At 40.7% G+C, this 25,348-nt stretch carries 27 protein-coding genes; 20 read left to right on the top strand and 7 right to left on the bottom strand.

Annotated features, from left to right (window positions below; all coding sequences use genetic code 11):
- Positions 1–743: 743 nt before the first annotated feature.
- The 3 genes from L1267_RS21450 to hslR all read right to left on the bottom strand — a co-directional run bounded on the left by L1267_RS21450 (position 744) and on the right by hslR (position 3,840).
- On the bottom strand, positions 744–2,282 hold the full coding sequence (locus L1267_RS21450; RefSeq protein WP_138558773.1) for a phosphoenolpyruvate carboxykinase: 1,539 nt from the start codon (positions 2,280–2,282) through the stop codon (positions 744–746).
- 277 nt (positions 2,283–2,559) lie between these two features.
- Complete coding sequence (hslO, locus tag L1267_RS21445; protein ID WP_138558772.1) at positions 2,560–3,405, bottom strand: Hsp33 family molecular chaperone HslO; 846 nt, start codon at positions 3,403–3,405, stop codon at positions 2,560–2,562.
- A gap of 12 nt (positions 3,406–3,417) precedes the next feature.
- The gene (gene hslR / locus L1267_RS21440; protein WP_421968124.1) at positions 3,418–3,840 is read right to left on the bottom strand and encodes a ribosome-associated heat shock protein Hsp15; all 423 of its coding nucleotides are present in this window, start codon (positions 3,838–3,840) and stop codon (positions 3,418–3,420) included.
- 206 nt (positions 3,841–4,046) lie between these two features.
- On the opposite strand from hslR, the gene gspC reads away from it, so the two are divergent.
- The 13 genes from gspC (at position 4,047) to L1267_RS21375 (ending at position 16,098) form a co-directional block, all read left to right on the top strand.
- Positions 4,047–4,988: a type II secretion system protein GspC gene (gene gspC, locus L1267_RS21435; protein WP_235384048.1), complete on the top strand. Its 942-nt coding sequence runs from the start codon at positions 4,047–4,049 to the stop codon at positions 4,986–4,988.
- 22 nt (positions 4,989–5,010) lie between these two features.
- A complete protein-coding gene (gene gspD / locus L1267_RS21430; RefSeq protein WP_135922843.1) occupies positions 5,011–7,074 on the top strand; it encodes a type II secretion system secretin GspD in 2,064 nt (687 codons plus the stop codon).
- The gene (gene gspE, locus L1267_RS21425) at positions 7,067–8,632 is read left to right on the top strand and encodes a type II secretion system ATPase GspE (RefSeq protein WP_235384047.1); all 1,566 of its coding nucleotides are present in this window, start codon (positions 7,067–7,069) and stop codon (positions 8,630–8,632) included. Before gspD ends, gspE begins: the two co-directional genes overlap by 8 nt.
- A 2-nt stretch (positions 8,633–8,634) precedes the next feature.
- Positions 8,635–9,870 carry a type II secretion system inner membrane protein GspF gene (gspF, locus tag L1267_RS21420; RefSeq protein ID WP_235384046.1) on the top strand — a complete coding sequence of 412 codons (1,236 nt, stop codon included), beginning with the start codon at positions 8,635–8,637 and terminating at the stop codon, positions 9,868–9,870.
- A 75-nt stretch (positions 9,871–9,945) separates the two neighbouring features.
- On the top strand, positions 9,946–10,368 hold the full coding sequence (gene gspG / locus L1267_RS21415) for a type II secretion system major pseudopilin GspG (RefSeq protein WP_135922840.1): 423 nt from the start codon (positions 9,946–9,948) through the stop codon (positions 10,366–10,368).
- A 52-nt stretch (positions 10,369–10,420) separates the two neighbouring features.
- A complete protein-coding gene (locus L1267_RS21410; RefSeq protein ID WP_199526735.1) occupies positions 10,421–11,020 on the top strand; it encodes a prepilin-type N-terminal cleavage/methylation domain-containing protein in 600 nt (199 codons plus the stop codon).
- The gene (gspI, locus tag L1267_RS21405; protein ID WP_235384045.1) at positions 11,020–11,394 is read left to right on the top strand and encodes a type II secretion system minor pseudopilin GspI; all 375 of its coding nucleotides are present in this window, start codon (positions 11,020–11,022) and stop codon (positions 11,392–11,394) included. Before L1267_RS21410 ends, gspI begins: the two co-directional genes overlap by 1 nt.
- Positions 11,394–12,032, top strand: coding sequence for a type II secretion system minor pseudopilin GspJ (gspJ, locus tag L1267_RS21400; protein ID WP_135922837.1), 639 nt, complete (start codon positions 11,394–11,396; stop codon positions 12,030–12,032). The genes gspI and gspJ overlap by 1 nt, the downstream gene beginning before the upstream one ends.
- The gene (gene gspK / locus L1267_RS21395; protein WP_171040472.1) at positions 12,029–13,024 is read left to right on the top strand and encodes a type II secretion system minor pseudopilin GspK; all 996 of its coding nucleotides are present in this window, start codon (positions 12,029–12,031) and stop codon (positions 13,022–13,024) included. The genes gspJ and gspK overlap by 4 nt, the downstream gene beginning before the upstream one ends.
- Positions 13,021–14,232 (top strand): type II secretion system protein GspL, encoded by a 1,212-nt coding sequence (gspL, locus tag L1267_RS21390; protein ID WP_138558769.1) that lies wholly within the window; start codon positions 13,021–13,023, stop codon positions 14,230–14,232. Before gspK ends, gspL begins: the two co-directional genes overlap by 4 nt.
- Entirely contained in the window at positions 14,229–14,702 is a 474-nt protein-coding gene (gspM, locus tag L1267_RS21385) for a type II secretion system protein GspM (protein WP_135922835.1), read from the top strand. The genes gspL and gspM overlap by 4 nt, the downstream gene beginning before the upstream one ends.
- Positions 14,703–14,705: 3 nt before the next feature.
- The gene (locus L1267_RS21380; protein ID WP_135922834.1) at positions 14,706–15,464 is read left to right on the top strand and encodes a type II secretion system protein N; all 759 of its coding nucleotides are present in this window, start codon (positions 14,706–14,708) and stop codon (positions 15,462–15,464) included.
- A gap of 19 nt (positions 15,465–15,483) precedes the next feature.
- Complete coding sequence (locus L1267_RS21375; protein WP_235384044.1) at positions 15,484–16,098, top strand: UPF0149 family protein; 615 nt, start codon at positions 15,484–15,486, stop codon at positions 16,096–16,098.
- Here L1267_RS21375 and L1267_RS21370 read toward each other — a convergent pair.
- Together L1267_RS21370 and L1267_RS21365 are read right to left on the bottom strand one after the other, a co-directional pair.
- Positions 16,095–16,298, bottom strand: a complete 204-nt coding sequence (locus L1267_RS21370; RefSeq protein ID WP_135922832.1) for a hypothetical protein — start codon at positions 16,296–16,298, stop codon at positions 16,095–16,097. The genes L1267_RS21375 and L1267_RS21370 overlap by 4 nt on opposite strands.
- Positions 16,298–16,657 carry a hypothetical protein gene (locus L1267_RS21365; protein WP_135922831.1) on the bottom strand — a complete coding sequence of 120 codons (360 nt, stop codon included), beginning with the start codon at positions 16,655–16,657 and terminating at the stop codon, positions 16,298–16,300. Before L1267_RS21365 ends, L1267_RS21370 begins: the two co-directional genes overlap by 1 nt.
- Positions 16,658–16,924: 267 nt before the next feature.
- Here L1267_RS21365 and ccoG point away from each other — a divergent pair, with 267 nt between their 5' ends.
- The 5 genes from ccoG to L1267_RS21340 all read left to right on the top strand — a co-directional run bounded on the left by ccoG (position 16,925) and on the right by L1267_RS21340 (position 21,219).
- The gene (ccoG, locus tag L1267_RS21360; RefSeq protein WP_138558765.1) at positions 16,925–18,355 is read left to right on the top strand and encodes a cytochrome c oxidase accessory protein CcoG; all 1,431 of its coding nucleotides are present in this window, start codon (positions 16,925–16,927) and stop codon (positions 18,353–18,355) included.
- Between the two features lie 65 nt (positions 18,356–18,420).
- Positions 18,421–19,395, top strand: a complete 975-nt coding sequence (locus L1267_RS21355) for a serine/threonine protein kinase (protein WP_235384042.1) — start codon at positions 18,421–18,423, stop codon at positions 19,393–19,395.
- 30 nt (positions 19,396–19,425) lie between these two features.
- Positions 19,426–20,049 carry a thiol:disulfide interchange protein DsbA/DsbL gene (locus L1267_RS21350; protein ID WP_138558764.1) on the top strand — a complete coding sequence of 208 codons (624 nt, stop codon included), beginning with the start codon at positions 19,426–19,428 and terminating at the stop codon, positions 20,047–20,049.
- An 18-nt stretch (positions 20,050–20,067) separates the two neighbouring features.
- Positions 20,068–20,706 (top strand): thiol:disulfide interchange protein DsbA/DsbL, encoded by a 639-nt coding sequence (locus L1267_RS21345; protein WP_235384041.1) that lies wholly within the window; start codon positions 20,068–20,070, stop codon positions 20,704–20,706.
- Between the two features lie 57 nt (positions 20,707–20,763).
- Positions 20,764–21,219, top strand: a complete 456-nt coding sequence (locus L1267_RS21340; protein ID WP_235384040.1) for a DUF523 domain-containing protein — start codon at positions 20,764–20,766, stop codon at positions 21,217–21,219.
- Between the two features lie 2 nt (positions 21,220–21,221).
- Here the strand turns inward: L1267_RS21340 and trmA are convergent, their stop codons facing one another.
- Complete coding sequence (trmA, locus tag L1267_RS21335) at positions 21,222–22,319, bottom strand: tRNA (uridine(54)-C5)-methyltransferase TrmA (RefSeq protein WP_135922825.1); 1,098 nt, start codon at positions 22,317–22,319, stop codon at positions 21,222–21,224.
- 164 nt (positions 22,320–22,483) lie between these two features.
- On the opposite strand from trmA, the gene L1267_RS21330 reads away from it, so the two are divergent.
- The gene (locus L1267_RS21330; protein ID WP_135922824.1) at positions 22,484–23,602 is read left to right on the top strand and encodes a DUF5610 domain-containing protein; all 1,119 of its coding nucleotides are present in this window, start codon (positions 22,484–22,486) and stop codon (positions 23,600–23,602) included.
- A gap of 66 nt (positions 23,603–23,668) precedes the next feature.
- Positions 23,669–24,463 carry a glutamate racemase gene (murI, locus tag L1267_RS21325; RefSeq protein ID WP_235384039.1) on the top strand — a complete coding sequence of 265 codons (795 nt, stop codon included), beginning with the start codon at positions 23,669–23,671 and terminating at the stop codon, positions 24,461–24,463.
- On the opposite strand, the gene L1267_RS21320 is transcribed toward murI, so the two are convergent.
- The gene (locus tag L1267_RS21320) at positions 24,426–24,905 is read right to left on the bottom strand and encodes an RNA recognition motif domain-containing protein (RefSeq protein WP_135922822.1); all 480 of its coding nucleotides are present in this window, start codon (positions 24,903–24,905) and stop codon (positions 24,426–24,428) included. The two genes, murI and L1267_RS21320, sit on opposite strands and share 38 nt — an antisense overlap.
- Between the last annotated feature and the right edge of the window lie 443 nt (positions 24,906–25,348).

Genomic DNA, 25,348 nt, shown 5'->3' with positions numbered 1-25,348 from the left:
CTCAGTAGTGAAACGAAACAGCGCCGATGATAGTGTGGCATTTGCCATGTGAAAGTAGGACATCGCCAGGCTCCAAATAAGAGAAAGCCCGATTCGAAAGAGTCGGGCTTTTTTGCGTTTAAGCTATTCACACAATGTGCCTTATTCATTCTTTAGGTAGGTTGGGTAGAGCGAAGCGAAACCCAACATAAACACAGGATATCAGACGTCAGATAATAGATGTCAGTTGATCTACCGAGTTGTTAGGTAACTGAGTCTCCCTTAGTAACAAAGCCTCGTAGGAGGCACTTCAGTGCCGAATTCAAACTATAACAAACACATTCATGGCTAAAGCTATTCCTATGTGATGCTTATCTCAGACGGCAGATAATAGATGTCAGTTGATCTACCGAGTTGTTAGGTAACTGAGTCTCCCTCAGTAACAAAGCCTCGTAGGAGGCACTTCAGTGCCGAATTCAAACTAAAACAAACACATTCATGGCTAAAGCAATTCCTACAAGTACACTTTACCTAGAGCCTAGAGCCTAGAGCCTAGAGCCTAGAGCCAAGAGGCTACAGCCTCCGGCAGATGGAGACGCAGTACCAGACACCTCCACCGCGCGGCTGACAGCTGAAAGCTCTATTGATGTCAGGTTTCGCTTCGCTCTACCCAACCTACGGCAGACTTCAAACGTAACTCATGATCCAAAAACAAAAACGCCAGCATATAGCTGGCGTTTTTAAATCTGAAGGTAAGCTTGATATTAAGCTTTTGGACCTGCTGATTTGATTGCTTCTGAAACATCGTATTTAGCAAAGTTTTCAGTGAAGTCTGAAGCTAGTTTGTTTGCGTATTCTGCGTACTTCTCTTTATCTTCCCATGTGTTGATTGGGTTAAGAAGTTGGCTGTCTACACCAGGTACTGCCACTGGTACATCTAGGTTAAGTACGTCGATGTGTTGAGTCTCTACGTCAGCTAGTTTACCAGATACAATGGCATCAACTACAGCACGTGTCGTTGGGATATCGAAACGTTGACCAGTACCGTAAGGGCCGCCAGTCCAGCCTGTGTTAACTAGGTATACTTTTGCGCCGAATTCACGTACACGCTTCATTAGAAGCTCTGCGTAAACGCCTGCAGGGCGTGGGAAGAACGGAGCACCGAAACATGTTGAGAATGTAGACTCGATGTCGCTAGTTGAACCGATTTCAGTTGAACCAACTTTCGCAGTGTAACCGCTTAGGAAGTGGTACGCTGCAGCTTCTTCAGTTAGTACTGAAACTGGAGGTAACACACCGCTCACGTCACATGTTAAGAATACAACAGCTTTTGGCTCGCCAGCTCGGTTTTCTACTTTACGTTTTTCAACGTGCTCTAGAGGGTAAGCTGCACGGCTGTTCTGTGTAAGGCTAGTATCATGGAAATCTGGTACACGGTTTTCGTCAAGTACCACGTTTTCTAAGATTGTACCGAAGCGAATTGCATTCCAAATAACGGGTTCGTTCTTTTGTGATAGGTCGATACATTTCGCGTAACAACCACCTTCGATATTAAATACGCTACCAGGTGCCCAACCGTGCTCGTCATCACCAATAAGGAAACGAGTAGGATCCGCTGATAATGTTGTTTTACCTGTACCAGATAAACCGAAGAATAAGGCTGTGTCGCCTGCTTCACCTACGTTTGCAGAACAGTGCATTGGTAATACACCTTTTGCAGGAAGTAGGAAGTTTTGAACAGAGAACATTGATTTCTTCATTTCGCCTGCGTAGCGCATACCAGCCAGTAACACTTTACGTTGTGCGAAGTTGATGATTACAGTGCCATCACTGTTAGTGCCATCGCGCTCTGGGTCACATACAAATGAAGGTACGTTCATGACCTGCCACTCTGGAAAGTCAGCAGTATTGTATGTTTGTGGTTCGATAAACATGTTTTTGGCAAAAATGTGATGCCATGCAGTTTCTGTTGTTACTACAACTGGTAAATAATGCTCAGGATCAGCGCCAACTTCTAGGTGAGAGATGAAGTGGTCGTTGCTTTTCACGTGTTGTTCTACACGTGCCCATAACGCGTCAAACTTGTCTGCATCGAATGGGCGGTTTACGTTGCCCCATTGGATTTCGTTTTCAGTGCTTGGCTCTTGAACAATAAAACGATCTTTTGGAGAGCGGCCAGTGCGTTCACCGGTTTTTGCAACAAAAGCACCATTAGCGGCTAGAGTCCCTTCGCCACGACGAATAGCGTGTTCGACAAGTTCAGCTGCAGTAAGATCAACAAAACTAGTAGCGTTTGCAGTCATGTTTATACCTAAATTGTGAGAGATTGAACGGGATAGCTCTGGGGTTCTTAGTTTTCCCTTTTGCTAAAAGAATAGTAACAGAAGGATTAGGGATATTCGAGTGTCTGAAGGGCTTAAAAAGGCATATATTTGGCAAAAAACATGAATAATTTCAATGATACCGGTGTCATAAAATGTCACTTTTTCATGACACCGGTATCATTAGTTTTTAAACTTTTTTTAATAAAAAAGCCGCACTCAGTGCGGCTTTTAATATAATAATATTATAGTTGCAGTTTTAATTGAAAATAGACTTTATTTCTTGTTCATCGAAAATGTAGTCTTTTAAGCAATAGTGGCAGCTAATTTTCACTTCACCATTTGCTTTTACATCTGCAAGTAATTCGTCTTGGCCTACATTAACGAGTGCAGCAATAGTTTTGTCTCTGCTGCAACCACAACGGAAATTGATTGCTTGTGGCTCGAATAACTGCGGGTTGTCTTCATGATATAGACGAGTTAGTACTGTGTTTGCATCTAAGTGTAATAATTCATCATCTTTGATGGTATTACTGATAGCTTCAAGATGCGTAAAGTCTTCAACTGACTTTTCTTTATTTACAGGCAATACTTGTAAAAATAAGCCAGCAGCTTTTGCTGATTCTGCTGTAACCTCAGTTGCAAACCAAAGGCGTGTTTTTAACTGCTCTGATTGTTCAAAGTAGTTTTCAAGACATTTATCTAAGCTATCGTGCTCTAGTGGCACAATACCTTGGTAACGTTCGCCTTTTGTAGGTGTAATAGTAATAACCATGTAGCCATTACCAATTAGTTCTTTAATAGTGCTGCCTGTTACTTCACCCTGCAGGCGAGCGACACCACGCATATTTTGTTTATCGTCACCATTAATTACAGCGTATTTTACAGGACCATCACCTTGTAGTTGTACGGCGATTTCACCTTCAAACTTTAATGTGGCTGTTAATAAGCATGTCGCAACCAGCAATTCACCTAACAGTGTTTGCACTGCAACAGGGTAATTATGGTTCGCGATCATTTCTTGATAAGTTTTGTCAATTTGTACGAGTTCACCACGTACATCAAGCTGATCAAATATATAACGATGAAGTAAATCTTGTTGCATGAGTTGCATTACCTAACTTGATTTCAGTTTTAACAGTTCACGTCTTTGCTTTTTATCTGGTTTACGCTCAGGATGTGGAGCAAAGAAGCTGTTGTTCTTACGGGCGATAGCATTTGCTTCGCGTTTCTCAATACTTGCTTGAGTTTCTTGGTATAAGGTTTGTGCAATGGGGGCGCCTTGACGTTTTTCAAGGATCTTTTCTATTATCACAACCTTTTCGTCGACTCCTTGCAGTAGTTTTACGACTGCACCCACTTCGACGATTTTGCTGGGTTTTGTTCGTTGTCCATTATAATGTACTTTGCCACCTTGCACCATGTCTCGTGCGACTGAACGAGTTTTGTAAAAGCGGGCAGCCCATAACCACTTATCAAGGCGCACGCTTAACTCATCTTTAGTATCTTTCGACTGCTGAGTGTTACCTTTTGACACAATTGTGCTCTTTTAAAGCTGCTAATATATAGACAAAATCTACCATGAAACTTAATAACAAAGAAATAGTCATAGCTATTCCTTACCTGCTTTGTTCTGCAAAATAACCTCGTTTACAAAGTTTAATATCGGTGTGCTTGTTGAATGAAAAATGAAAAGGTACTATAGGCCAGCTATCAAGCTGTAAATTAAAAAAAGAAATAGAGTATATGGAACAACACTTACAACAAGTTAGACAGTTTTTAAACGGCTTACCACACGCCAAGCTAAGTGCACTTGTAGTGCTGTTAGTTGTTGTTTATATTGCATTTTTATCTTCAAAGTTGTTTTGGCTAGCTTGGCCGGAGCCTGATACCAAAGCATTGCCAATCAATACCGCCTATACCACTTCAAAACGAGTTGAAACCGTAAACTCGAGACAAATCATTGAGCAAAATTTATTCGGTAAAGCAGTAGCCGAAAGTAAAAATGATACAAAAAAACAGAATAAAGTTATTAACAATGCCCCTGAAACTCGCCTCAGTATAAATCTGACTGGCATTGTTGCGGTAAGTCAAAATGATCAAGCTGGTCTTGCAATAATTGAATCACAGGGTAAACAAGAAACTTATGTGGTTGATGATGCTGTTCAAGGCACTCGCGCAAAGCTAGCTCAGGTATTACCTGACCGTGTCATTTTAGATGTTAATGGCCGTTTCGAGACTCTAATGCTAGATGGACTCGACTTCACTAAAACAGTGTCTATGCCAGTATTGGCAGAGCGTGAAGAGCCAGCTTTAATGGATGGTCCTCAGCTTGATGAAATTGAACAAATTAACGCGACAGAAGATGAAGAGGTAAAAGACGCTCTTATCGAGACCCGCGAAGAAGTATTAGACGATCCAGGGAAATTATTTGACTACATTCGTGTTTCTCAAGCGATGGTAGACGGTGAATTGGTGGGCTACCGCTTGAGCCCAGGAAAAGACCCTGCGCTATTTAAGCAAATGGGATTAATGAATAATGATTTAGCTATTGCAATAAATGGCTATCAATTAAACGATTTAAAACAGGCAATGTCAGCAATTAACGAATTACGAAATAGTACTGACGCCAGCATCACTATCGAACGCGATGGTGAGCAAATTGATGTGCAATTTAGCCTGCAATAACTAGCTTTGGAGTTTTTATAGAATGGTTCACGCGCTACACCTCAGAAAAATTAAGAAAGGGTTAGCAAAATATGCAGCGCTTTTTTTATTAACAGGATTATCGCTTTCAGTTTCTGCTGTTGAATATGCAGCAAACTTTAAGGGAACAGATATTAATGAATTCATTAATATCGTGGGTAAAAACCTAAATAAAACGGTGATTATTGACCCTAGTGTGCGCGGTAAAGTGAATGTGCGCAGCTACGAATTAATGGATGAAAAACTCTATTATCAGTTCTTCTTAAATGTACTCGAAGTATACGGTTATTCAGTTGTAGAAATGGATAACGGTATTATCAAGATTGAGAAAAGCTCAGACGCAAAAAAATCAAACGTCCCTTTGATCACTGAAGATAATCAAGCCAGTGGCGATATGATGGTGACGCGTGTCGTTAGAGTGAAGAATGTTAGTGTACAAGAATTAGGCCCACTCATTCGTCAGTTTAATGACCAAAAAGATGGTGGCCATGTTGCTAACTTCAATGCTGCAAACGTGATGATGTTGACAGGCCATGCTGCATCGGTGAACCGCTTAGTCGAAATTATACGCTCAGTTGACCAAGCGGGTGATAAACGCGTTGATATCGTAAAACTTAAATTTGCTACCGCAGACGATGTAGTGTCTGTCGTTGATAATATTTACAAAGATGGTGGCAAAGGCAGCATTCCAGAGTTTTTGATCCCTAAAGTTGTTGCTGATGGACGTACTAACAGTGTGATTGTCAGCGGTGAAGCACAAGCACGAACTCGTGCTGTTGATCTTATCAGTCGCTTAGATGGAGAGCTTGAAAACCAAGGTAATACCAAGGTTATCTATTTAAACTACGCAAAAGCTGAAGATCTTGTAAAAGTATTACAGGGTGTGAGTAAAACGCTAGCAGAAGATGCGCAAGGTGGTGCAACTAAGACTCGTACGCGCAACCAAAACGAAACAAGTATTGAAGCGCACCCAGATTCTAACTCGCTGGTTATTACTGCCCAGCCAGATACCATGCGCTCACTTGAACAAGTAATAGACCGTCTTGATGTACGCCGAGCGCAGGTACTTGTCGAGGCTATTATCGTTGAAGTGTTAGAAGCTGATGGAATCAATTTAGGCTTGCAGTGGATTTCAGAGCAAGGCGGGATGATGCAGTTCAACAATGGCACAACAGTGCCTGTTGGTTCGTTAGCTGTTGCAGCTGAGCAAGCACGTGATAAAACGGTACAAAAAACGATTACAGGCAGTGAGACTGGTAATACAACGCCATATGAAGAAACTGTAGAAGGTGATTTAGGTCCTTTAGGGCAATTGCTTGGTGGTATTAACGGACTCGCAATGGGTATCGTGAAAAATGACTGGGGTGCAATTATTCAAGCAGTATCTACAGATACTAACTCAAACATTCTTGCCACACCGTCTGTTACGACCATGGATAACGAAGAAGCGTCGATGATTGTTGGTCAAGAAGTACCTATTATCACAGGTTCACAAACAGGCTCAAATAACGCAAATCCATTCCAAACAGTTGAACGTCAAGAAGTGGGTGTAAAACTTAAAGTAACACCGCAAATTAATGACGGCTCTGCAGTACAGCTAACAATTGAACAAGAAGTATCAAGTGTTAGTGGCGCTACAGCAGTTGATATTTCAGTTAATAAGCGTGCTATTAAAACCACCGTTATGGCTGACGATGGTGGCATGGTTGTGCTAGGTGGCTTGATTGATGAAGATGTGCAGGAAAGTGTATCTAAAGTGCCATTATTAGGAGATATCCCTGTACTTGGTCATTTATTCCGTTCAACAAGTACAAATAAGCGCAAGCGTAACTTGATTGTATTTATTCGTCCTACCATTGTGCGCGATGGCATTAGCATGAATAAACTGAGCCACTCGAAATATAACTTTATCCGTGGCGAACAACATAAACAAAAAGAAGATGGTATTGATTTAATGCCGTTGACGGATGCACCAATCCTTCCTGAATGGAATGACGCTTTGGTATTACCGCCAACTTACGAAGAGTACCTAAAACAACAAAACGCGAATGAGCGCAACGATGACTAATGCAATTACCGAGATTAATGACGAGTTAGTCCATGACACGACAACTACTCATGATGAGCTTTTAACAAGTGATGATCTTGTTAGCTTGCCAACGAAGCGGTTGCCGTTCTCGTATGCACGTCGCACAGGCGTATTGCTAAGCAAAAATCAAGATAACTGGACTGTGTTTTATCGCGGTGAGTTAAACCTAGATGGACTGCTTGAAGTACGTCGTATTGCTGGTCATGGTTTTTCGTTAGAGCAATTACCAGATGATAAATTTGAGCTATTGCTAGAGGCTTCGTACCAGCGTGATAGTTCTGAAACGCAACAGATGATGGAAGATATTGGTAACGAGGTTGATTTATTCTCGTTGGCCGATGAATTACCGCAAACTGAAGATCTTTTGGCTGGTGATGACGATGCACCAATCATCAAGCTGATCAACGCGATGCTGAGCGAAGCAATTAAAGAAGGTGCCTCGGATATTCATATCGAAACCTTTGAGCAAGAACTTGTTATTCGCTTTAGGGTTGATGGCGTTTTAAAAGAAGTATTAAAACCTAATCGTAAACTCGCTTCATTGTTAGTGTCGCGAATTAAGGTTATGGCAAAACTCGATATCGCAGAGAAACGTATCCCGCAGGATGGTCGAATTAGTTTACGTATTGCTGGTCGTGCTGTTGATGTGCGTGTATCAACGATGCCATCAAGCTTTGGTGAGCGTGTCGTGCTGCGTCTACTTGATAAAAATAATGCGCGCTTGAATCTTGAAGATTTAGGGATGACTGAGCGTAATCGAGAGCTATTTGCTGATTTAATTAGTAAGCCGCACGGTATTATCTTAGTAACCGGTCCAACGGGTTCTGGTAAAAGTACCACCTTGTATGCGGGTATGAGTCAAATTAACTCACGCGATCGCAACATTCTTACGGTTGAAGATCCAATCGAGTACGAGATCCCAGGTATTGGGCAAACTCAGGTAAATACCAAAGTAGATATGACCTTTGCACGCGGTCTGCGCGCCATCCTTCGTCAAGACCCTGACGTAGTAATGGTTGGTGAGATCCGTGACCTTGAAACAGCACAAATAGGTGTTCAAGCGTCATTAACTGGTCACTTAGTAATGTCGACTCTGCACACTAATACGGCAGCCGGTGCAATCACACGTATGGAAGACATGGGTGTTGAGCCTTTCTTACTTTCATCGTCGTTATTAGGTGTATTGTCGCAACGCCTAGTGCGTACTTTATGTAATACTTGTAAAGAAGGTCACATTGCCGATGAACGTGAGTGTCAGCTACTGGGTGTAAACCCTGCTGAGCCACCAACAATTTACCGAGCTGTGGGTTGTGAAGAGTGTAACTTTAACGGTTATCGCGGTCGTACAGGTATTCATGAATTATTAGTTGTTGATGAAACAATTCGTGAAATGATCCACAGTGGTAAAGGTGAGCAAAGCGTTGAGAAATACATCCGCAAGCATAGCCCAAGTATTCGTCAGGATGGCTGTAGCCGTGTATTAGCTGGCCGTACAACCTTAGAAGAAGTCTTACGTGTAACACGTGAGGAAGGTTAACTATGGCAGCGTTTGAGTACCGAGCCTTAGATGGTAAAGGTAAAGAGAAAAAAGGCATTCTTGAGGCCGATACGGTAAAACAAATTCGCCAAACTTTGCGTGATCAAGGCCTAATGCCTTTAGAGGTTGTTGCTGCGGCAGAAGGCGAAAAACAAGTGAAAGGGGCTAAAAAGTCTCTCTTTAGTGGTTTTTTTAAGCCAAAGATCTCCACCTCAGATTTAGCTTTAATTACCCGTCAGCTTGCCACCTTGATTCAATCGGCTTTACCTGTGGAAGGGGCTGTAATGGCGGTCGCAGAGCAATGTGAGAAGCCACGCTTAAAGCGCATGTTGATGGCCGTACGCTCAAAAGTAGTTGAAGGCTATACGCTTGCCGATGGCATGAGTGAGTTTCCGCATGTGTTTGATGATTTATATCGCGCAATGGTGGCAGCGGGTGAAAAGTCAGGTCACTTAGATCAAGTTCTTAATCGTTTAGCTGATTACACGGAACAACGACAGCATATGCGTAGTCAAATAACACAAGCGATGGTGTATCCGACTATCCTTGTTGTATTTGCAATTGCTATCGTATCTGTGTTGCTCGGTACTGTAGTGCCTAAGATTTTAAAGACATTTGAAAAGTCTAAGCAAGTTTTACCTTGGACTACAGAATGGGTTATGGCGGCCAGTAACTTTGTACAAAATTACTGGTTTATTAGCTTGGTGGTCATAACTGCCATAGCGGTAGGCATAAAGCAGGCGCTGAAACGACCGCATATTCGCTATTGGCTTGATGAAAAAGTGTTGTATTTACCGGGTATTGGTAAAGTAGCCAGAGGTGTTAATACTGCCCGCTTTGCACGAACATTAAGTATTTTATCATCTAGTTCGGTGCCCTTACTTGAAGGAATGCGTATTTCAGGTGGGGTATTAGTGAACGAAAAAATGAAAAAATCGGTGCAAGATGCAGCAACGCGTGTCAGTGAGGGTGCCAGCCTTCGTGCTGCACTTCAGCAAACGAAGCTGTTTCCACCGATGATGCTACATATGATTGCCAGTGGTGAAAAATCAGGTGAATTGGAACAAATGCTAGAACGCGCGGCAAACAACCAAGATCGCGAGTTTGAAAGCATGGTTAATGTATCGTTAAAGCTCTTAGAGCCTGCGATGATAGCTTCAATGGCTGTTATTGTTTTGTTTATTGTAATGGCGATACTGCAACCAATTATGGCAATGAATAAAGCTGTAGGTCTTTAAATCAGGGAACGGTAGAGTAGCAGTTATTACTGTCGCTCTATAATAATTTATTGAAGTAAGTTAGAGGTATTTTTTGTGAACAAACAGTCAGGTTTCTCATTATTAGAAGTCATGGTGGTACTGGTTATCATCGGTATGATTATGTCAATTGTGGCACCAAATATTATGGGGCAGCAAGAAGAAGCAGCAATCGACAAAGCACATCTAGATATTCAACAAATCGAAGATGCGTTAAGTCTCTATAAGCTTAAGAACAAAACGTATCCTACGACAGAGCAGGGGCTTGAAGCACTTGTTACTAAAACGAGTATTGAGCCTATTCCTAAGCGTTTTCCTGATGGTGGGTTTCTTGAAAAGCTACCAGAGGATCCATGGGGTAATCCATACCAGCTAATCAGCCCAGGAGAAATCGGTAAAGTTGATATTTTCTCGATGGGTCCGGATGGTGAAGCCGGCACTGATGATGATATCGGTAACTGGGATGAAGAAAAGCAATAATGTATATGCTTAGCCATTTGCTCAATGTTATTACTGAACAAGGCTTACTGTTATGGTAAGCCTTGGTCGTTTGCATTTGGCTTCTCGGGCAGGCAGTGCCAAAGGGTTTAGCCTCATCGAAATTTTAATGGTGCTTGTGGTAATTGGCTTTGTTACCAAAATGGTCGCTTATAGTTTCGATGGGGGGGCAGAGGAAGAACTCGAAAAACAAGCGCTCAAAATACATACCGCGATTAATATGGCATCTGAGTTCGCCATTTTGAACCAAGTTGAGCTCGGTTTTCATCTTGATAAAGAAACACTTGAATTTTTGGTTTTTGATGGTGAAAAATGGATAACCTTTGACCGTGAAAAACTATTTGCACCAATTAAAGTCGATGAACGGTTTAAGCTAACACTAAATCTTGATGATTTAGCATGGGCTGAACAAAACTTACTTGAGCAGTCTAACTGGCGCGAGTTAATGAGTGGCGGTGATGAAGATAGTTTACTTGAGTTGCAAAAGCTGAAAATACCGCAAGTGCTTATACTCTCTTCTGGCGAGGTGAGTGCGTTTCAATTGGTTTATGAGCTTAAAGATGAGCGTGAGCCGCAATACTTTATTGAAGGCGAATTCATGGCCCCTGTTAAGCTTCGTAGGGAACCAGAATAATGATTAAATCAACAGGTTTCACGTTATTAGAAGTAATGGTTGCACTCGCTATTTGCGCAATGGCGGGCATTGCCGCTATGCAGGCGACTGGTGAGCACATTAATCATCTTTCGTCGATAGAAGAGCAAACATATGCATCATGGGTTGCTGAAAATGTCATGGTTGAGCAACGTGCCAAAGGTGAAAAATGGGCAGGGAAGAACGGCACAAAAGGGACGCAGACACTTGCAGGTTTTGACTGGTATTGGCGACAAGATGTCGCGCCAACTGCTGACAAAAGCTTTGTTAAAGTGACTATTAATGTATTTGCAGATGAAAAGTTAGAATACCCAGTTTATGAGCTTTCTACTTATTTAAATAAAGGTGATAAGTAGTGAAGCAACGCGGTTTTACTTTGCTTGAAGTGATTATTGCCATGGGCATTTTAGCTTTCGTGGTGCTCTCAACACATCAAATTTTAGACTCGACGACCAAAGCCAAAGATGCCTCAGATGAAACCATTGCTGAACTTAACGGTTTACAAACATTGTTTCGGCTGATGGACCAAGATTTTAGTCAGATGACTAAGCGCCAAGTGCGCAATGAAGCCGGTGATTTTCAAGATACGTACATTTTAGCAGGGCGCTACGTATTAGACAGCCAATACGATGGCATTGGCTTTGTACGAGATGGCTGGGTTAACCCAATAAACTTACTGCCACGCTCTGAATTACAAGCTGTTGGTTATCGCGTTATTGATGATAACTTAGAACGTGTTTACCGCGTTTATGTTGATCAATTAGATAATATTGAACCACGCTCTCAAGTGATTCTAGAAGATATTGAAGAACTTAAGTTTGAGTTTTTAGATGATAAAGATGAGTGGCAAGAGCAATGGCAAATAAAAGCACTTCCTAAAGCGGTTGCCGTCACCATTAAAAAAATTGAGCAAGAGCCAATTCGTCGCGTATTTTTAGTGCCAGGTGAAGGTAAAGTTACGACCTCAACACAAGGAGCGAATAGTCAGCCATGATTAGTTTTAAACGCTCTCAAGGTGCTGCACTCGTGATTGTGTTATTTATTGTAGCGCTTGCTGCTATGTTAGCTGTCGAAATGAGTGCTAATTTAATGGTGCAGGTACAGCGCAGCAGCAATATTCAAAATCATCAGCAAGCAAAGTGGTATGCGTTTGCCGCTGAAGAATTAGCAATTAAAGCGCTAAAACAAGCTAAAGAAGATGATCCAGATAAAACACATTTAGGGCAAGTGTGGGCACAACAAGGAGGGGTTCCTTATCCAGTTGATCATGGCATGTTAACTGGGACAATCACAGATTTACAGGCGTGCCTAAATTTGAATGCATTGCATGCTGAACCTGACCTAGAAAAAGATCCTAATAACAAAACAAATCCAGCACATAAAGCGCTCTTAGCACTATTAGAGAATATAGAGGATTTACCCTCTGATGAGTCAGAAGAAGCCATGGCTGATAGTGTTTATGATTGGCTAGATGCTGATAGCATTACCTATCGCTCAGGTGCCGAAGAAGACGAATACTTATCGCGAGATTATCCTTATATGACAGCTAACAGTTATTTCGCTTCTCCATCTGAACTGCGTTTAATAAAAGGTTTTAACCCACTAGTGATGGAAAAAATACTACCATTCGTGTGTGTGATCCCAGGTAGTGAACTCATGGCTATTAATGTAAATACGCTACCGACAGAAAGTGCGATTATTTTAAGCTCACTCATTGAGGGGCTTAGTCTTTCTGGCGCAGAAACCGTTTTATCATCACGCCCTGAAAAAGGCTTTGATGATTTAGAAGCATTTTTTGAAGAGGTAAATCAACAGGGCGCACAGAATGTGAAAGCAGTTGAAGGCCTGTTCACCATCAACAGTGAATACTTTAAACTACAAACGCAGGCTGAATTTGCAGAGCTGCGTTTTTCGATGACCACCTTACTCCATGCCAATAATGGTAAAGTAACGATACTGGCGCGAAAATTTGGAGGCGTACAGTGACAGAAATATTGTTGATCCGTACGGGTCATACATTAACAGACAGCCTTAACTGGCTTATTTACTCACCAACAGAAGAAGAAATAATTGCTAGTGGCGATATTGCCAACGCGGCACATCTTGGTGAACTAACAGAAAAAGCACAATCACGTGAGGTCGTTGTTCTATTGCCAAGCGACCAAGTGCAATTAAAAACAGTAGCACTGCCAACTAAGTGGAGTCGTAAGCTAGAGCAAGCACTTCCTTACATGCTAGAAGAAGAAATAGCTTGCGATGTCGACGATTTATTTATCGCAATCGCTGAGCCAACAACTATCGAAGAAAAGCATGCAATTAATATTGCGATGACTGACCGAGAGTGGTTTGAGCAATGGTTAGCTCAATTTAGTGAGCACGCTATTGAAGTATTTAAAGTACTTCCTGACGCATTATTGTTGCCACGCGTTGAGGATCATACTCAGCTTCGCGCTGTAGAGTTAAATGGTCAGTGGTTATGTAAGCTTGGTGATTGGCATATAGCAGCTGTAGAAAAGAGTTGGTTGCACGGTTATTTAACCGCTATAGGTAATCCTAGTGTTGCTCATTTTAGCCCGGCAACTGACTTTCCAGACACGGTCACACTGACAGCCAAAACAGAGCAGTATGATTTGCCTTTAGCCTTGTTTGCAAAGCAATTACCTGAAGTAAGTTTTAACTTACGTCAAGGTATTTACCAGCTAAAGAAAAAATCTGCTATTTGGTGGGGCTATTGGAAAAAAGCGGCGATTGCTGCTGGCATCGCTTTAGTGTGTAGTGTTGGTGTTAAGTCTCTCGAACTTTATAAACTTAACAGCCAACTAGAAGCAACCAAAGCAGAAGTCGTCTCAAATTATCAACGTGCTTTTCCTAATAAAAAGGTACGTCCGCAATTAATTCGAAGTCAAATTCGTAACGAGCTGGCACTTATTGAGGGCGGAAATAGTGCAGGTTTCTTAGACTTAACTAATGATCTGGTTGCAATCTTTGCAGAAGTGAAAGATTTTACCCCAGAGACACTCCGTTATGATCATGGCCGCAATGAATTACGTATTCGTGCGCGAGGCAAAGATTTCCAATCATTTGGCAAGGTGAAAGCTATCTTAGAACAACGTGGTTTAACGGTTGATCAAGGTTCCTTGAATAATGATGGCGATTATGTCGTTGGTGAAATTAAGTTGCGAGGTGCTGCATGAAAGACCAATTAATTAATTATTGGCGTTCATTAAAAGAACAAGAGCAGCAACTTGTCATGGTTGCTGGCGTTGTGTTTGTGATTTTTGTGCTAGTAATGGGTGTGTTCAGGCCTCTCAATACAGCAATAGAAAAAGCTGAACAAGACAATATTAAGCAGCAAGAACTACTTGCTTGGGTAGATGACAGTATCGTCAAGCTTAAAGCCAGTGGTAGCGCGCGAGTCACCAATAACCGTAATTTAAGTCAAATTGTCAACAGTACTCGTAACCGTTATCAGATCACGATTAGCAAAATGCAACCAAATGATAATTCATTACGCTTAACAATTGATTCTGTTGAATTTAATAAACTTGTTGAGTGGCTTGATGAGCTGGTCAATTCGCAAGGGGTTCTCATCGAAAATTTAGATTTAAGTAAAGATGACAAGCCGGGCTTTGTGCGTGTAAGTCGTTTGGTACTAGAGAAGTAAGCGATGAAAAAAATTATTTTATTAATCACTGTATTTGTGATGTGTTTTTTGGTGTTTACGCTTATTAAAACACCCGCCAGTGTTGCACTCGATTTAGCGGCACCTCATTTACCAAAACAATTGCAGTTGGGTAAAGCCAGTGGCTCACTGTGGGACGGCCGTGTAATGCAAGTGCGTTTTGATGGTGAACAATTAAATAATGTTCGTTGGCAATTATCGGGCTGGTCTCTATTTACAGGTAAGTTAGTAGGTACTGTTCGCTTTGGAGACCCACGTGATAAGGCTGATATTTCTGGCCGCGCAGACTTTTCATATGGGCTATTTAATCAGTCAGTCACCGTTAAAAATACCACCTTACGTTTAACTGTTGAGCGTGCGATGGAGCGCCTAAAGCTGCCATTACCCATTAATGCTCAAGGACGTGTGATTGTTGACCTAGATGAATACAGTTCTGGTCAGCCTTACTGTGACAGCTTAGCAGGTGAAATTGCCAGTCCTAATATTGATGTGCAAGGGATGAATGGCTGGTTCAGTATTGGTCCGTTAAGTGGTCGCTTAAGTTGTAAATCAGGTGATATTGCAGTACTGGTTGATCCTGATAATCGTTTAGGGCTTGAAGCTGATGCAACATTAAAAGCGAATTTAGATTTTAAAGTTGCAGGTTATATTAAACCAGAGGCAAGCTTACCAAAAGAAGTGCATGATGCTGCAAAGTTTCTTGGTCGTGCAGATAATGAAGGTCGATATCCGCTTAACTTTTAAACTGGACTAATAGAACAATATGCAATTACCTGAGTTTTCAAAGCAGCAAAGTGATTTACTGAGTCAATTTTTGGCACAGCAACAAAATGCTCTTTCATTAGCGCAAACCCAAGGCTATTTGTTTGCAGTAATTTGCGCACCAGAGCCGCTTGATGTTCATCAGTGGTTAGAAGAAATTGCGCCAGGCTGTGATGGGCAAATGGATGAGCAAGTATTGTTTGCTTTTATGGCCTTGTATCAAAAAATTAGTGAACAAGTATTTGAAACCGGCTTTTCATTACCTGTGAGCTTGAAATTTAGCTCACAAGGACAGGACTATTTAGATATTCAAGAATGCCAGCATTGGAGCCAAGGCTTCATACACGGAGCACAAGGCTACCTGAATAAGCTATTGGGAGCGCCGCACTTAGCCGATGAGCTCAAAGAAGCATTAACAACCGCCTTACAGAGCTTAGGTTTTTTTGCCATTGAAAGTACTGAAATCGCCGCTATTGCAACCGAAAATGGTTTATCTGAAGGACAGCTTTGCCAGCAGCAATATGAAGTAATGAATGAGTTTGCCACTGGTTTTGCTGAACTAATAGAGGTGGCTGCGGTAAATAGCCAGCTTTATAATGATGAGGGCTGGAATTAACCCAGCTCTAATAGAATATCTGTGCAACCTTTTGCACAGCGCACAACGCCTTTACCTGGTTGATCTGTTTTTAAATCTAAGGTGAGGGCACCTTTACATGTTTCACAGTACAAGGTTTGTCCTTTGCTCAGCTTTTTTAGCATATTGCGTTGCTTTGCAAATGAGTCACTCGTTCTTTTATTAAGCGCTGAAAAATCCACTACTTGTTTAACCTTTCTTCCAATGCATTTGCGACAATACTACACACGCGGTTTAGGCGCTCGCCGTAAAAGTATAAATTAATATCCTTTTCTCGGCAGTAATGCAAATGGAATACTTGCAGCTTTTCATCGGTTGTAAATGTGTCTTCAACATACTCTAGCTCAGAGTTTGATAAATTAAGTTGGGTCTTAATATTACTTTTAGCTAGATTAGCCGCTGGGCTTCGATTTACTTTACTAGCATCAGAAAGCAAACTTATGCCATCGCCTAATAAGCGCTCTCTAGGCTCTTTGATCAAAGGGTGGTCAATCGTGAACAATGCTAAAACAATAAGCACTAAAATAAGAAATTTTTTCATAACACAATCATCTTTGATCTAAGTAAAGGAGGTTTAGTGACAAGTTTAATAAAATGGTTGTTTTAAAAGCAAGCAGATAAGATTAAATAGTTAAAAATAATAGGTGAGATCAAAACCTGAAATTTTTTATAGATTGAGTATAATAGCAACGATAGGTTAGAAGTTTCAGAAATCTTTGAATGTAATGAGATGTATTCTGATTTGCTTAGTTGATTTTGCAAGCCTATAAATGAAAAACATATTTCCTAGTGGCGTTGAGGAATTTTGATGGATAAACAAATTAAAGTTAAAAATATCCCAACGGAAGTAAAAATCCAAAAACCGGAAAATGCTTCCCTTGATGATAGGTTTAATCCACGTAACCGAATTTATGTAAGAGCTGTAACAGGTTTACATCAATTACTAAGGCAGCGAATTGGCTTTGTAGGCATGCTTGCGTTTATGCTTCTTCCTTGGATTAATTTTCACGGCCAACAAGCTGTATTATTTGATTTAGTAGGTCAGAAATTTAATATTTTTGGGTTGACGCTTTGGCCGCAAGATTTGACTATCCTTGCTTTCATTTTAATGCTGGCAGCGTTTGCATTATTCTTAGTGACTACTTTTTATGGACGTGTCTGGTGTGGTTATACCTGTCCACAAACTGTTTGGACTTTTATTTTTATTTGGTTTGAAGAAAAGTTTGAAGGTAGTGCCAACCAACGTAAAAAGCTTGATCAGCGTCCTATGGACTTTGATAAATTTTGGCGTAAAACTGCGAAGCACACCAGCTGGTGGTTATTTTCACTTTATACCGCCTTTACCTTTGTCGGTTACTTCACACCTATTCGCCAGCTACTACCAGATCTGTTTACGCTTGATGCAACAGCGTATTCGTATATTTGTTTAGCGGTATTTGCGGTATGTACTTATGGTAACGCGGGTTGGATGCGTGAAATTATGTGTTTACATATTTGTCCTTATTCACGCTTTCAATCAGCGATGTTCGATAAAGATACCTTCACGGTAAGTTATGATGAAGCGCGCGGTGAAAGCCGTGGCCCACGTTCACGTAAACAAGATCCAAAAGAGCTTGGCTTAGGTGATTGTATTGACTGTAACTTGTGTGTGCAGGTGTGCCCAACAGGTATCGACATTCGTAATGGTTTACAATATGAGTGCATTAACTGTGGTGCGTGTATAGATGCATGTGATGGAGTAATGGATAAAATGAATTATCCACGCGGGCTTATTTCGTACACCACAGAGCGCAATTTAGAAACGCCTGATAATAAAACTCATGCGTTGCGTCCTAAATTAATTGGTTATCTCGTTATTTTAGTAATCTTAACCGGTGCTTTGATCACTAATATTGCGATGCGAAAACCAATGGATTTTGACATTATTCGCGACCGTAATCAGTTATACCGAGTTGACTTTAACGGCTTGGTCGAAAACACCTACACACTAAAAGTGATCAATAAAGCTCAGTACGACCAGACGTTTAATATTAGTGTTGAAGGGTTAGATAACTTTGAATACATAGGTAAGCAAAGTTTTACCGTTTCATCTGGCGAATCGTATAACGTACCTTTATCACTGGTTGTTGATCCCTATGATTTGAAGAAACCGATGACTAAGTTCGAATTTATACTTTCTGTTGATGGTCAGCCTGATGTGCAGATTTCGCAGTCGAGTAACTTCTTTAAAGGACAATAATTCAGTACACTGAGCAGATGAATAAAAAGCGGGGTTTTCCCGCTTTTTTTATATGATGAGACATTATGAGTAAATTTAGTTTTGTTGACCTAACGCCTGATTCAATTTTAGATGCAGTCGAGAGTATAGGTATTTATGCTGAATCAGGTTTATTGGCTTTAAATAGCTACGAAAATCGTGTTTATCAATTTAAAGCAGAAGATGGTCATCGTTATGTCGTTAAGTTCTACCGACCTGAGCGTTGGAGTAAAGAGCAAATTTTAGAAGAGCATGCATTTGCCTTTGAGTTGGCCGATGCAGAGGTGCCTGTTGTTGCACCTGTGCTAAAAGATGGGCAAAGCTTATTTGAACATAATGGTTATTTATTTGCTTTGTTTCCAAGTGTTGGTGGTCGAATTTTTGAAGTTGATAATTTAGATCAACTCGATGTGCTTGGCCGTTTAATCGGACGAATGCACCAAGTAGCAAAAGCTTCTCCTTTTAAACATCGTCCGGTGATCAGTTGCGAAGAATACCTACAGACAGCTAAAGTTCAGTTACAAGCAAGTAACTTGGTGCCCATGTCACTTGAAAACCCTTTTTATACTATTTTAGATTTAGTTATCAAAGAAACCACTGAGCAGTATAAAAATGTTGAAACTATCCGCCTGCACGGCGACTGTCATGCTGGAAATATATTGTGGTCGGGTGATGCATTGATGTTTGTTGATTTAGATGACAGTCGTCAAGGTCCTGCAATTCAAGACTTATGGATGATGCTCAGTGGCGATCGTAACAATCAACTGTTACAGTTAGACACCTTAGTGGCTGCTTATGAAGAATTTTGTGACTTTGATCACAGCCAATTAAAGTTAATTGAGCCACTCAGAGCGATGCGCATGGTTCATTATATGGGCTGGCTTGCAAAAAGATGGGATGATCCGGCATTTCCTCGGAACTTTTCTTGGTTTGCTGAAGACAAATACTGGGAACAGCAAATATTAGCCCTAAAAGAACAACTTGCAGCGTTACAAGAAGCGCCGTTAAAATTATTACCATAAATTTTAAATTTAATTAGAGACGAGAAAACAATGTTCAAAAAATTAAAGTTAAGTCTACTTATTTTATGTTTACCATTCGCAGCATTAGCAGCGAATTTTGAAGCGGGAAATCAATACGAAGTATTAAACGTTGAAAAAAGTAAAGCGCCGCAAGTTACAGAGTTTTTCTCATTCTATTGTCCACATTGTTTTCAATTTGAGCCAGTTGCAAAAGCGCTTGCGTCTAAATTGCCAGAAGGCACAGAGTTTGTAAAAAGCCATGTTAACTTTTTAGGTGGTGTTTCAAAGCAAACACAAAGTAACCTAAGTTATGCTTACCTAATTGCTAAACAGCATGGTAAAGGTGAACAAGTTGCTGACCAAATTTTTAATAGCATCCACAAGCAACGTGTACTGCTTCAAGACCTAAAAGATGTTAAAGCATTACTGGCCACTAACGGTATTACAAGTGACGTGTTTGATACTGATATTGCGAGTATGCCAGTGATCAGCGCAGAGAAGGCAATGCGTGACAAGCAACAGCAGTACTCAGAGATGGGCGCATTAACAGGTGTACCTACTTTTATCGTTAATGATAAATATAAAATTAATTTAAATACCATCAAGAGCCAACAGATGCTTGATGAGTTAGTCGCATTTTTATTAAAACAATAATGTTGGAGTGATGAAGTAATGATCAAGTTAGTAAAGGCTGCATTTATGGCTATGACGCTAGGTTTAGCGGCTAATGCAACGGCAGCGCAATACGAAGAAGGGAAGCATTATGAAACAATTGATGCACGCGCTTCTAAAAAGCCAGAAGTAAAAGAGTTCTTTTCATTTTATTGCCCGCATTGTAATAACTTCGAGCCAGTAGTAAAAGAGCTTAAAACGCTTCTGAAAGAAGGTGTTAAGTTCAAAAAGAGTCATGTGAACTTTTCCGGCCCTCGTGATCCAGAAATTCAAACTATCTTAGCGCAGGCTTATGCAACAGCGAATGTATTACCACAGAAAGATGCATTAGTCGCGGCTGTGTTTAATCATATTCATGGTAAGCGTGCACGCATTAATGAATTAGCTGATATGAAAGACATCTTCGTTTCACAAGGTGTAACAGCAGAAGACTTTGATAAGTACTACAACAGTTTTTCTGTACGCACGATGGCGTCTAAAATGGCACGTGATCAAGAGTACTATCAACAAAAAGGTGCTTTAAAAGGCGTTCCAACCTTTATTGTTAACGGTAAATACCGTTTAATCTTAGGTGCAGACTCAGGTATTAGCGATGCTAAAAGCATGGCTGGTTTAATTAATTACCTAGCAGATAAGTAAGCTTAGCTTAATTAAAATAAAAGCTCCGTTCGCGGAGCTTTTTTGTTGGTACAGCACATGCAAAAATTATTAGTTTCAAGTTGTTTATTAGGAAACCCTGTTCGTTATGATGGGCAATCGCAAAATTTACTTCATCCAGGCTTAGAAACACTCAAACAGCAGGGAAGGCTCATCGCATTCTGTCCTGAAGTAGCTGGTGGGCTGCCCACGCCAAGACCGCCTGCAGAAATAAAAGCAGGAAGAGTACTTACCAAAGATTCGCAGGATGTAACTGTACAATTTGCTTACGGCGCAGAACAAGCACTTAAGCTTTGTCAAAAGCAGGGCATTCGTTATGCATTATTAAAAGAATCAAGTCCTTCATGCGGTCGCAATACTATTTACGATGGTAGTCATTCTGGAAAGAAAATTTCAGGCATGGGATTAACTGCAAAGCTGTTAATCGACAATAATATAGCAGTATACAGCGAGCAGCAGTTGCCAGCGCTATTTGCTGCGCTGGCAGAGAAATGATTTTATTTGCGTTGCAAAAACACACCTGATTCGATGTGGTGGGTATAAGGGAATTGATCGAAGATCGCAAAACGTTTTACTTCATGGGTTTTACATAGGTGATCAAGGTCACGCTCAAGGGTGTCTGGATTACACGAGATATAAATAATATTGTCGTAGTTAGCAACTAAGTCACACGTTAGCGTGTCCATGCCTGCGCGTGGTGGATCTACTAAGATTGTTTGGCAGTTATAGCTTGTCAGGTCAATGCCATCTAAACGAGAGAAAGTACGCTCGCCTTTCATCGCTTGAGTAAACTCTTCACTCGACATACGAATGATATCTAAGTTCTCAACTTTATTCTGCGCGATATTGTATTGCGCTGAGTAAACCGATGATTTTGAAATCTCTGTGGCTAATACCCGGTCGAATGAACCCGCAAGGGCAATTGAGAAATTACCATTCCCGCAGTATAGCTCTAGTAAGTCATTGCTAAGTGGCTGGCATAGTGCTTGTGCCCACTCTAGCATCTTGATATTCACTTTCGCATTCGGTTGCGTAAAGCTATTTTCGACTTGTTGATAAATTAATTCTTTACCGTTTACATTAAGGCGCTCAATGACGTAATCGTTACCAATCACTTCTTTTTGCTTACGCGCACGGCCAATAAAATCAATTTTAAACTGTGCGCTTAATTTTGTTTTCAGCTCTTTAATTGCTTGTAACCACTGCTCATCTAATTGTTTGTGATATAACAAGCTAACGAGGATTTCACCACTTAGGCTAGAAAGGTAATCAATTTGAAATAACTTACGGCGCAGAATTTCGCTGCCCTTTAAGTTTTCGATCATGGCTTGCATCACTTCACCGACTAAAGGTGCTGCAGGGTCAAACTCATCAACACGAATTTTCTCTTTGGTTTGCTGATCAAACATGATGTGAAATAAGTCTTCACCCTCATGCCATACACGAAACTCTGCACGTTGGCGGTAATGAATAGGATCAGAGCCAAACACCTCTAATTTTTCGACTCCAAAACGTCGAAACTGGTTAGTGATGCGCTGCTCTTTCTCACTCAATTGTGCATCGTATTGAGTTGTATCAATTTTTATAACCGCCATGGCTGATTACCTTTTATCTCTTAGCTTTATAACGGCGCTATTGTAGGGAGCGCTGAGGATTTGTCTAGTTTTGTTATTTATTTTAGTGTCGTTTTTTTATACAAAAAACTTAAGTTATGTGGTTTTTGGCCGATAATGAGATAACCATAACATGGAGTCGGATCATGAAAATTGGCAATCTAGGCTATATACCTAATACAAATGTGAATAAATACAATGGCAAACAGGCACTGCAGCAGCCTGCCATTCAAAATCGTCAAGACAGTTATCAGCAACGCGGGCGAGAGCTGGCAGCAAAAGTTCTTGATGATAAACTAGCTGCAGCTCTTGGCTTACCTAAAGCTGAAGAGAAAAAAGATAAACCGCTATTTGATTTTGAAGAGATCGTTAAAAACGTACTCGACTTTGTTGGTGGTGCACTTCGCAAAGCAAAAGCCGATGGTGCTGATGATGAAAAACTCAAAGGCATGCTAGGTGATGCACGCAAAGGTGTGCAAATGGGTATCGACGATGCGTATGATGAGCTCAAAGAGTCAGGCATTCTTAATGATGATATAAAAGAAGGCATCGAAAAATCTAAAGAAGGCATCTATAAAGGTATAGATGAGCTAGAAGATGATTTATTCAACCCTAAACCGAACGCAGTTTCAGTAAGCCAAGCTCAATACCTTAGTTTAAGTAATAACGCAGAATACACTTTTACAACGGCTGAAGGTGATGAAGTAAGTATTAGCTTTGCAGATGCCTATGAAAGTAAATCGGCAAGTAGCTACAGTAAAAATGGCGATAACGAAGCGTTTGTTAGTGAATCTTCGCAATCACGCGACTTGTCATTTTCGATGACAGTCAATGGTGATTTAAATGAGCAAGAGCAACAAGCTATCAATGAATTGATGGAAGACTTGCAAAGTGTCAGTGAGACATTCTTCTCTGGTTCATTAGAAGAAGCCTTTGAACAAGCGAAAGAGTTGAACTTAGGTAATGAACAACTCGTTGGCTTTACGATGGATCTGAAGCAAACCAAAACAGTGGCTGCGATAAAAGGCTATGAAGAATATAAACCAGCTCCTGAAAAAGAAGTCGCCGAGAAAATAGCGCCGTTTAATGACGACCTAAAACAGGCATTTAATAAAGCCGGCGACATAGGTTTGCAAAATGAACTAGCTGGTATCTTACAATGGTTGAATCAAGACAAAGAGGAAGTCAGTAAGTTAGTTGATTATACCAAAGCAATGTTCGAGCAAATGAACAAGTTGCGTTCAGCTTCTGAGCAAGACTCATAACCGCAACTTTCTTTTTCTAAAACTGCATGGCAAACTGCTGGCCTTTGATGATCCGAGGTAAGCAGTTTGTCAGTCCATATTATGGTGTTTGATTCAGGTATAGGTGGAACCACTGTACTTGAACAGATCCAAGCATTGATCCCAAATGCTGATTATAGCTATTTCATGGATAATGCATTATTACCTTATGGTTCTCAAAGCCAACAAACCATTATTGACCGCTTACTTGCTTTACTTTGCTTTATAGAAAGTAGAGCGCTGCAGGTAGATATACTAGTAATAGCCTGTAACACCGCTTCAACATCAGCCTTAGAGGCAATTCGACCTTATACTAATATAGAAGTTGTTGGTGTAGTGCCAGCGATCAAGCCTGCGTGCGCTATAAGTAAAAGTAAACATATCGGGTTATTGGCAACCCCATCAACAAACAAGAGCCGCTATACTGCAAACTTAATTAGTACTCATAGCCAAGGCACTCGAGTCAGCTTATATGGTTCAACGACGCTTGTGGAAATTGCAGAAGCACTATTTCATACGCAGATACTTAATGAAGCAAAGCTTGCAAAAGTATTGAGTGATTTAGCGATAGCAGAAGAGATAGATGTGTTGGTACTTGGCTGTACGCACTTTCCATTACTTGCCAGCGCGATTAGTAATTACTACAAACAACGGATTATACTTATTGATTCAGGCAAAGCGATTGCTAAGCGGGTTGAGAGTTTAATCTCTTTACGTGGCTTTACCTTTACAACAGGTAAAAAAAAGCCGCTGCACTATTATGCAACGGCTCCTATTTGTCATTCGCAATTAAGTGTAGAACTCATTACGCTGACTGATCAGATCCCTCGCGGAAACCATTAGCCTCGTTCTCTTGTTTTTGTTTTGCTTCACGTACTTTTAAAGTACGTTGCTGGAACTCACTATCATTTAATTGATTAATTGCATTATCTGCATCCACTTCAGCCATTTCAACAAAACCAAAGCCACGGCGTTTACCTGTGTTTTTATCTTTTAATAAACGTACGTTGAACACTTTGCCTTGTTCTTCAAATAAAGCACGAACAACACCTTCATTTGCACGATAAGGTAGGTTGCCAACATAAAGTGTTTTTGTTTTTACTTCGGCCTCCTCACTTGACGTTGATGAAAGAGCTGCGATAACTAAAGCACCAATTAATAAGCCTGCACCAAATAGCAATGCTGGGTCTAACGCCAAGCTCGCGAATGCAAACTTAACAACAACAAACCCTAATACAGCAAGAATAACGGAGAAAAGAAAAGATTTTTGATCGGGTAATTTCATTTTGATCTACCAATAAACAAGAAATAAACATTAATTTAACATTGTGAACTTGCTATCTTAACGAGTTAAATGAACATAGCAATGAAATTTGCATTAAATTATGAATATTGCCTTAAAAAACAGCCATAATCGCAACCTGTTTTGCTATTTTCGGTAAATTTAGTTTACTTTTTGAGCGAACAGTAAAAAGATCAAAAAAAAGTGTTGATCTGTTTTTAGATCTCCCTATAATGCGACCCCACTGACACGGCGGACAGCAACGAAAGACGCTGAACAACGTAGCAGAGAGTTAAGTGAAACTTCGGTTTCAAATTATCGAAAGAAAGTTTGAAATTAAGTATTGACTCGAAAAATTAAGGATGTATTATACGCATCCCTAGCGACAACGTCGCAACGTTCTTTAACAATATAAAGCAATCATCTGTGTGGGCACTCGTACAGAT

Source organism: Pseudoalteromonas sp. OFAV1 (assembly GCF_021532595.1).
Classification (GTDB): Bacteria; Pseudomonadota; Gammaproteobacteria; order Enterobacterales; family Alteromonadaceae; genus Pseudoalteromonas; species Pseudoalteromonas lipolytica_C.
Note: the sequence above shows the minus strand (reverse complement) of the source record. Positions and strands in the feature narration are given on the sequence as shown.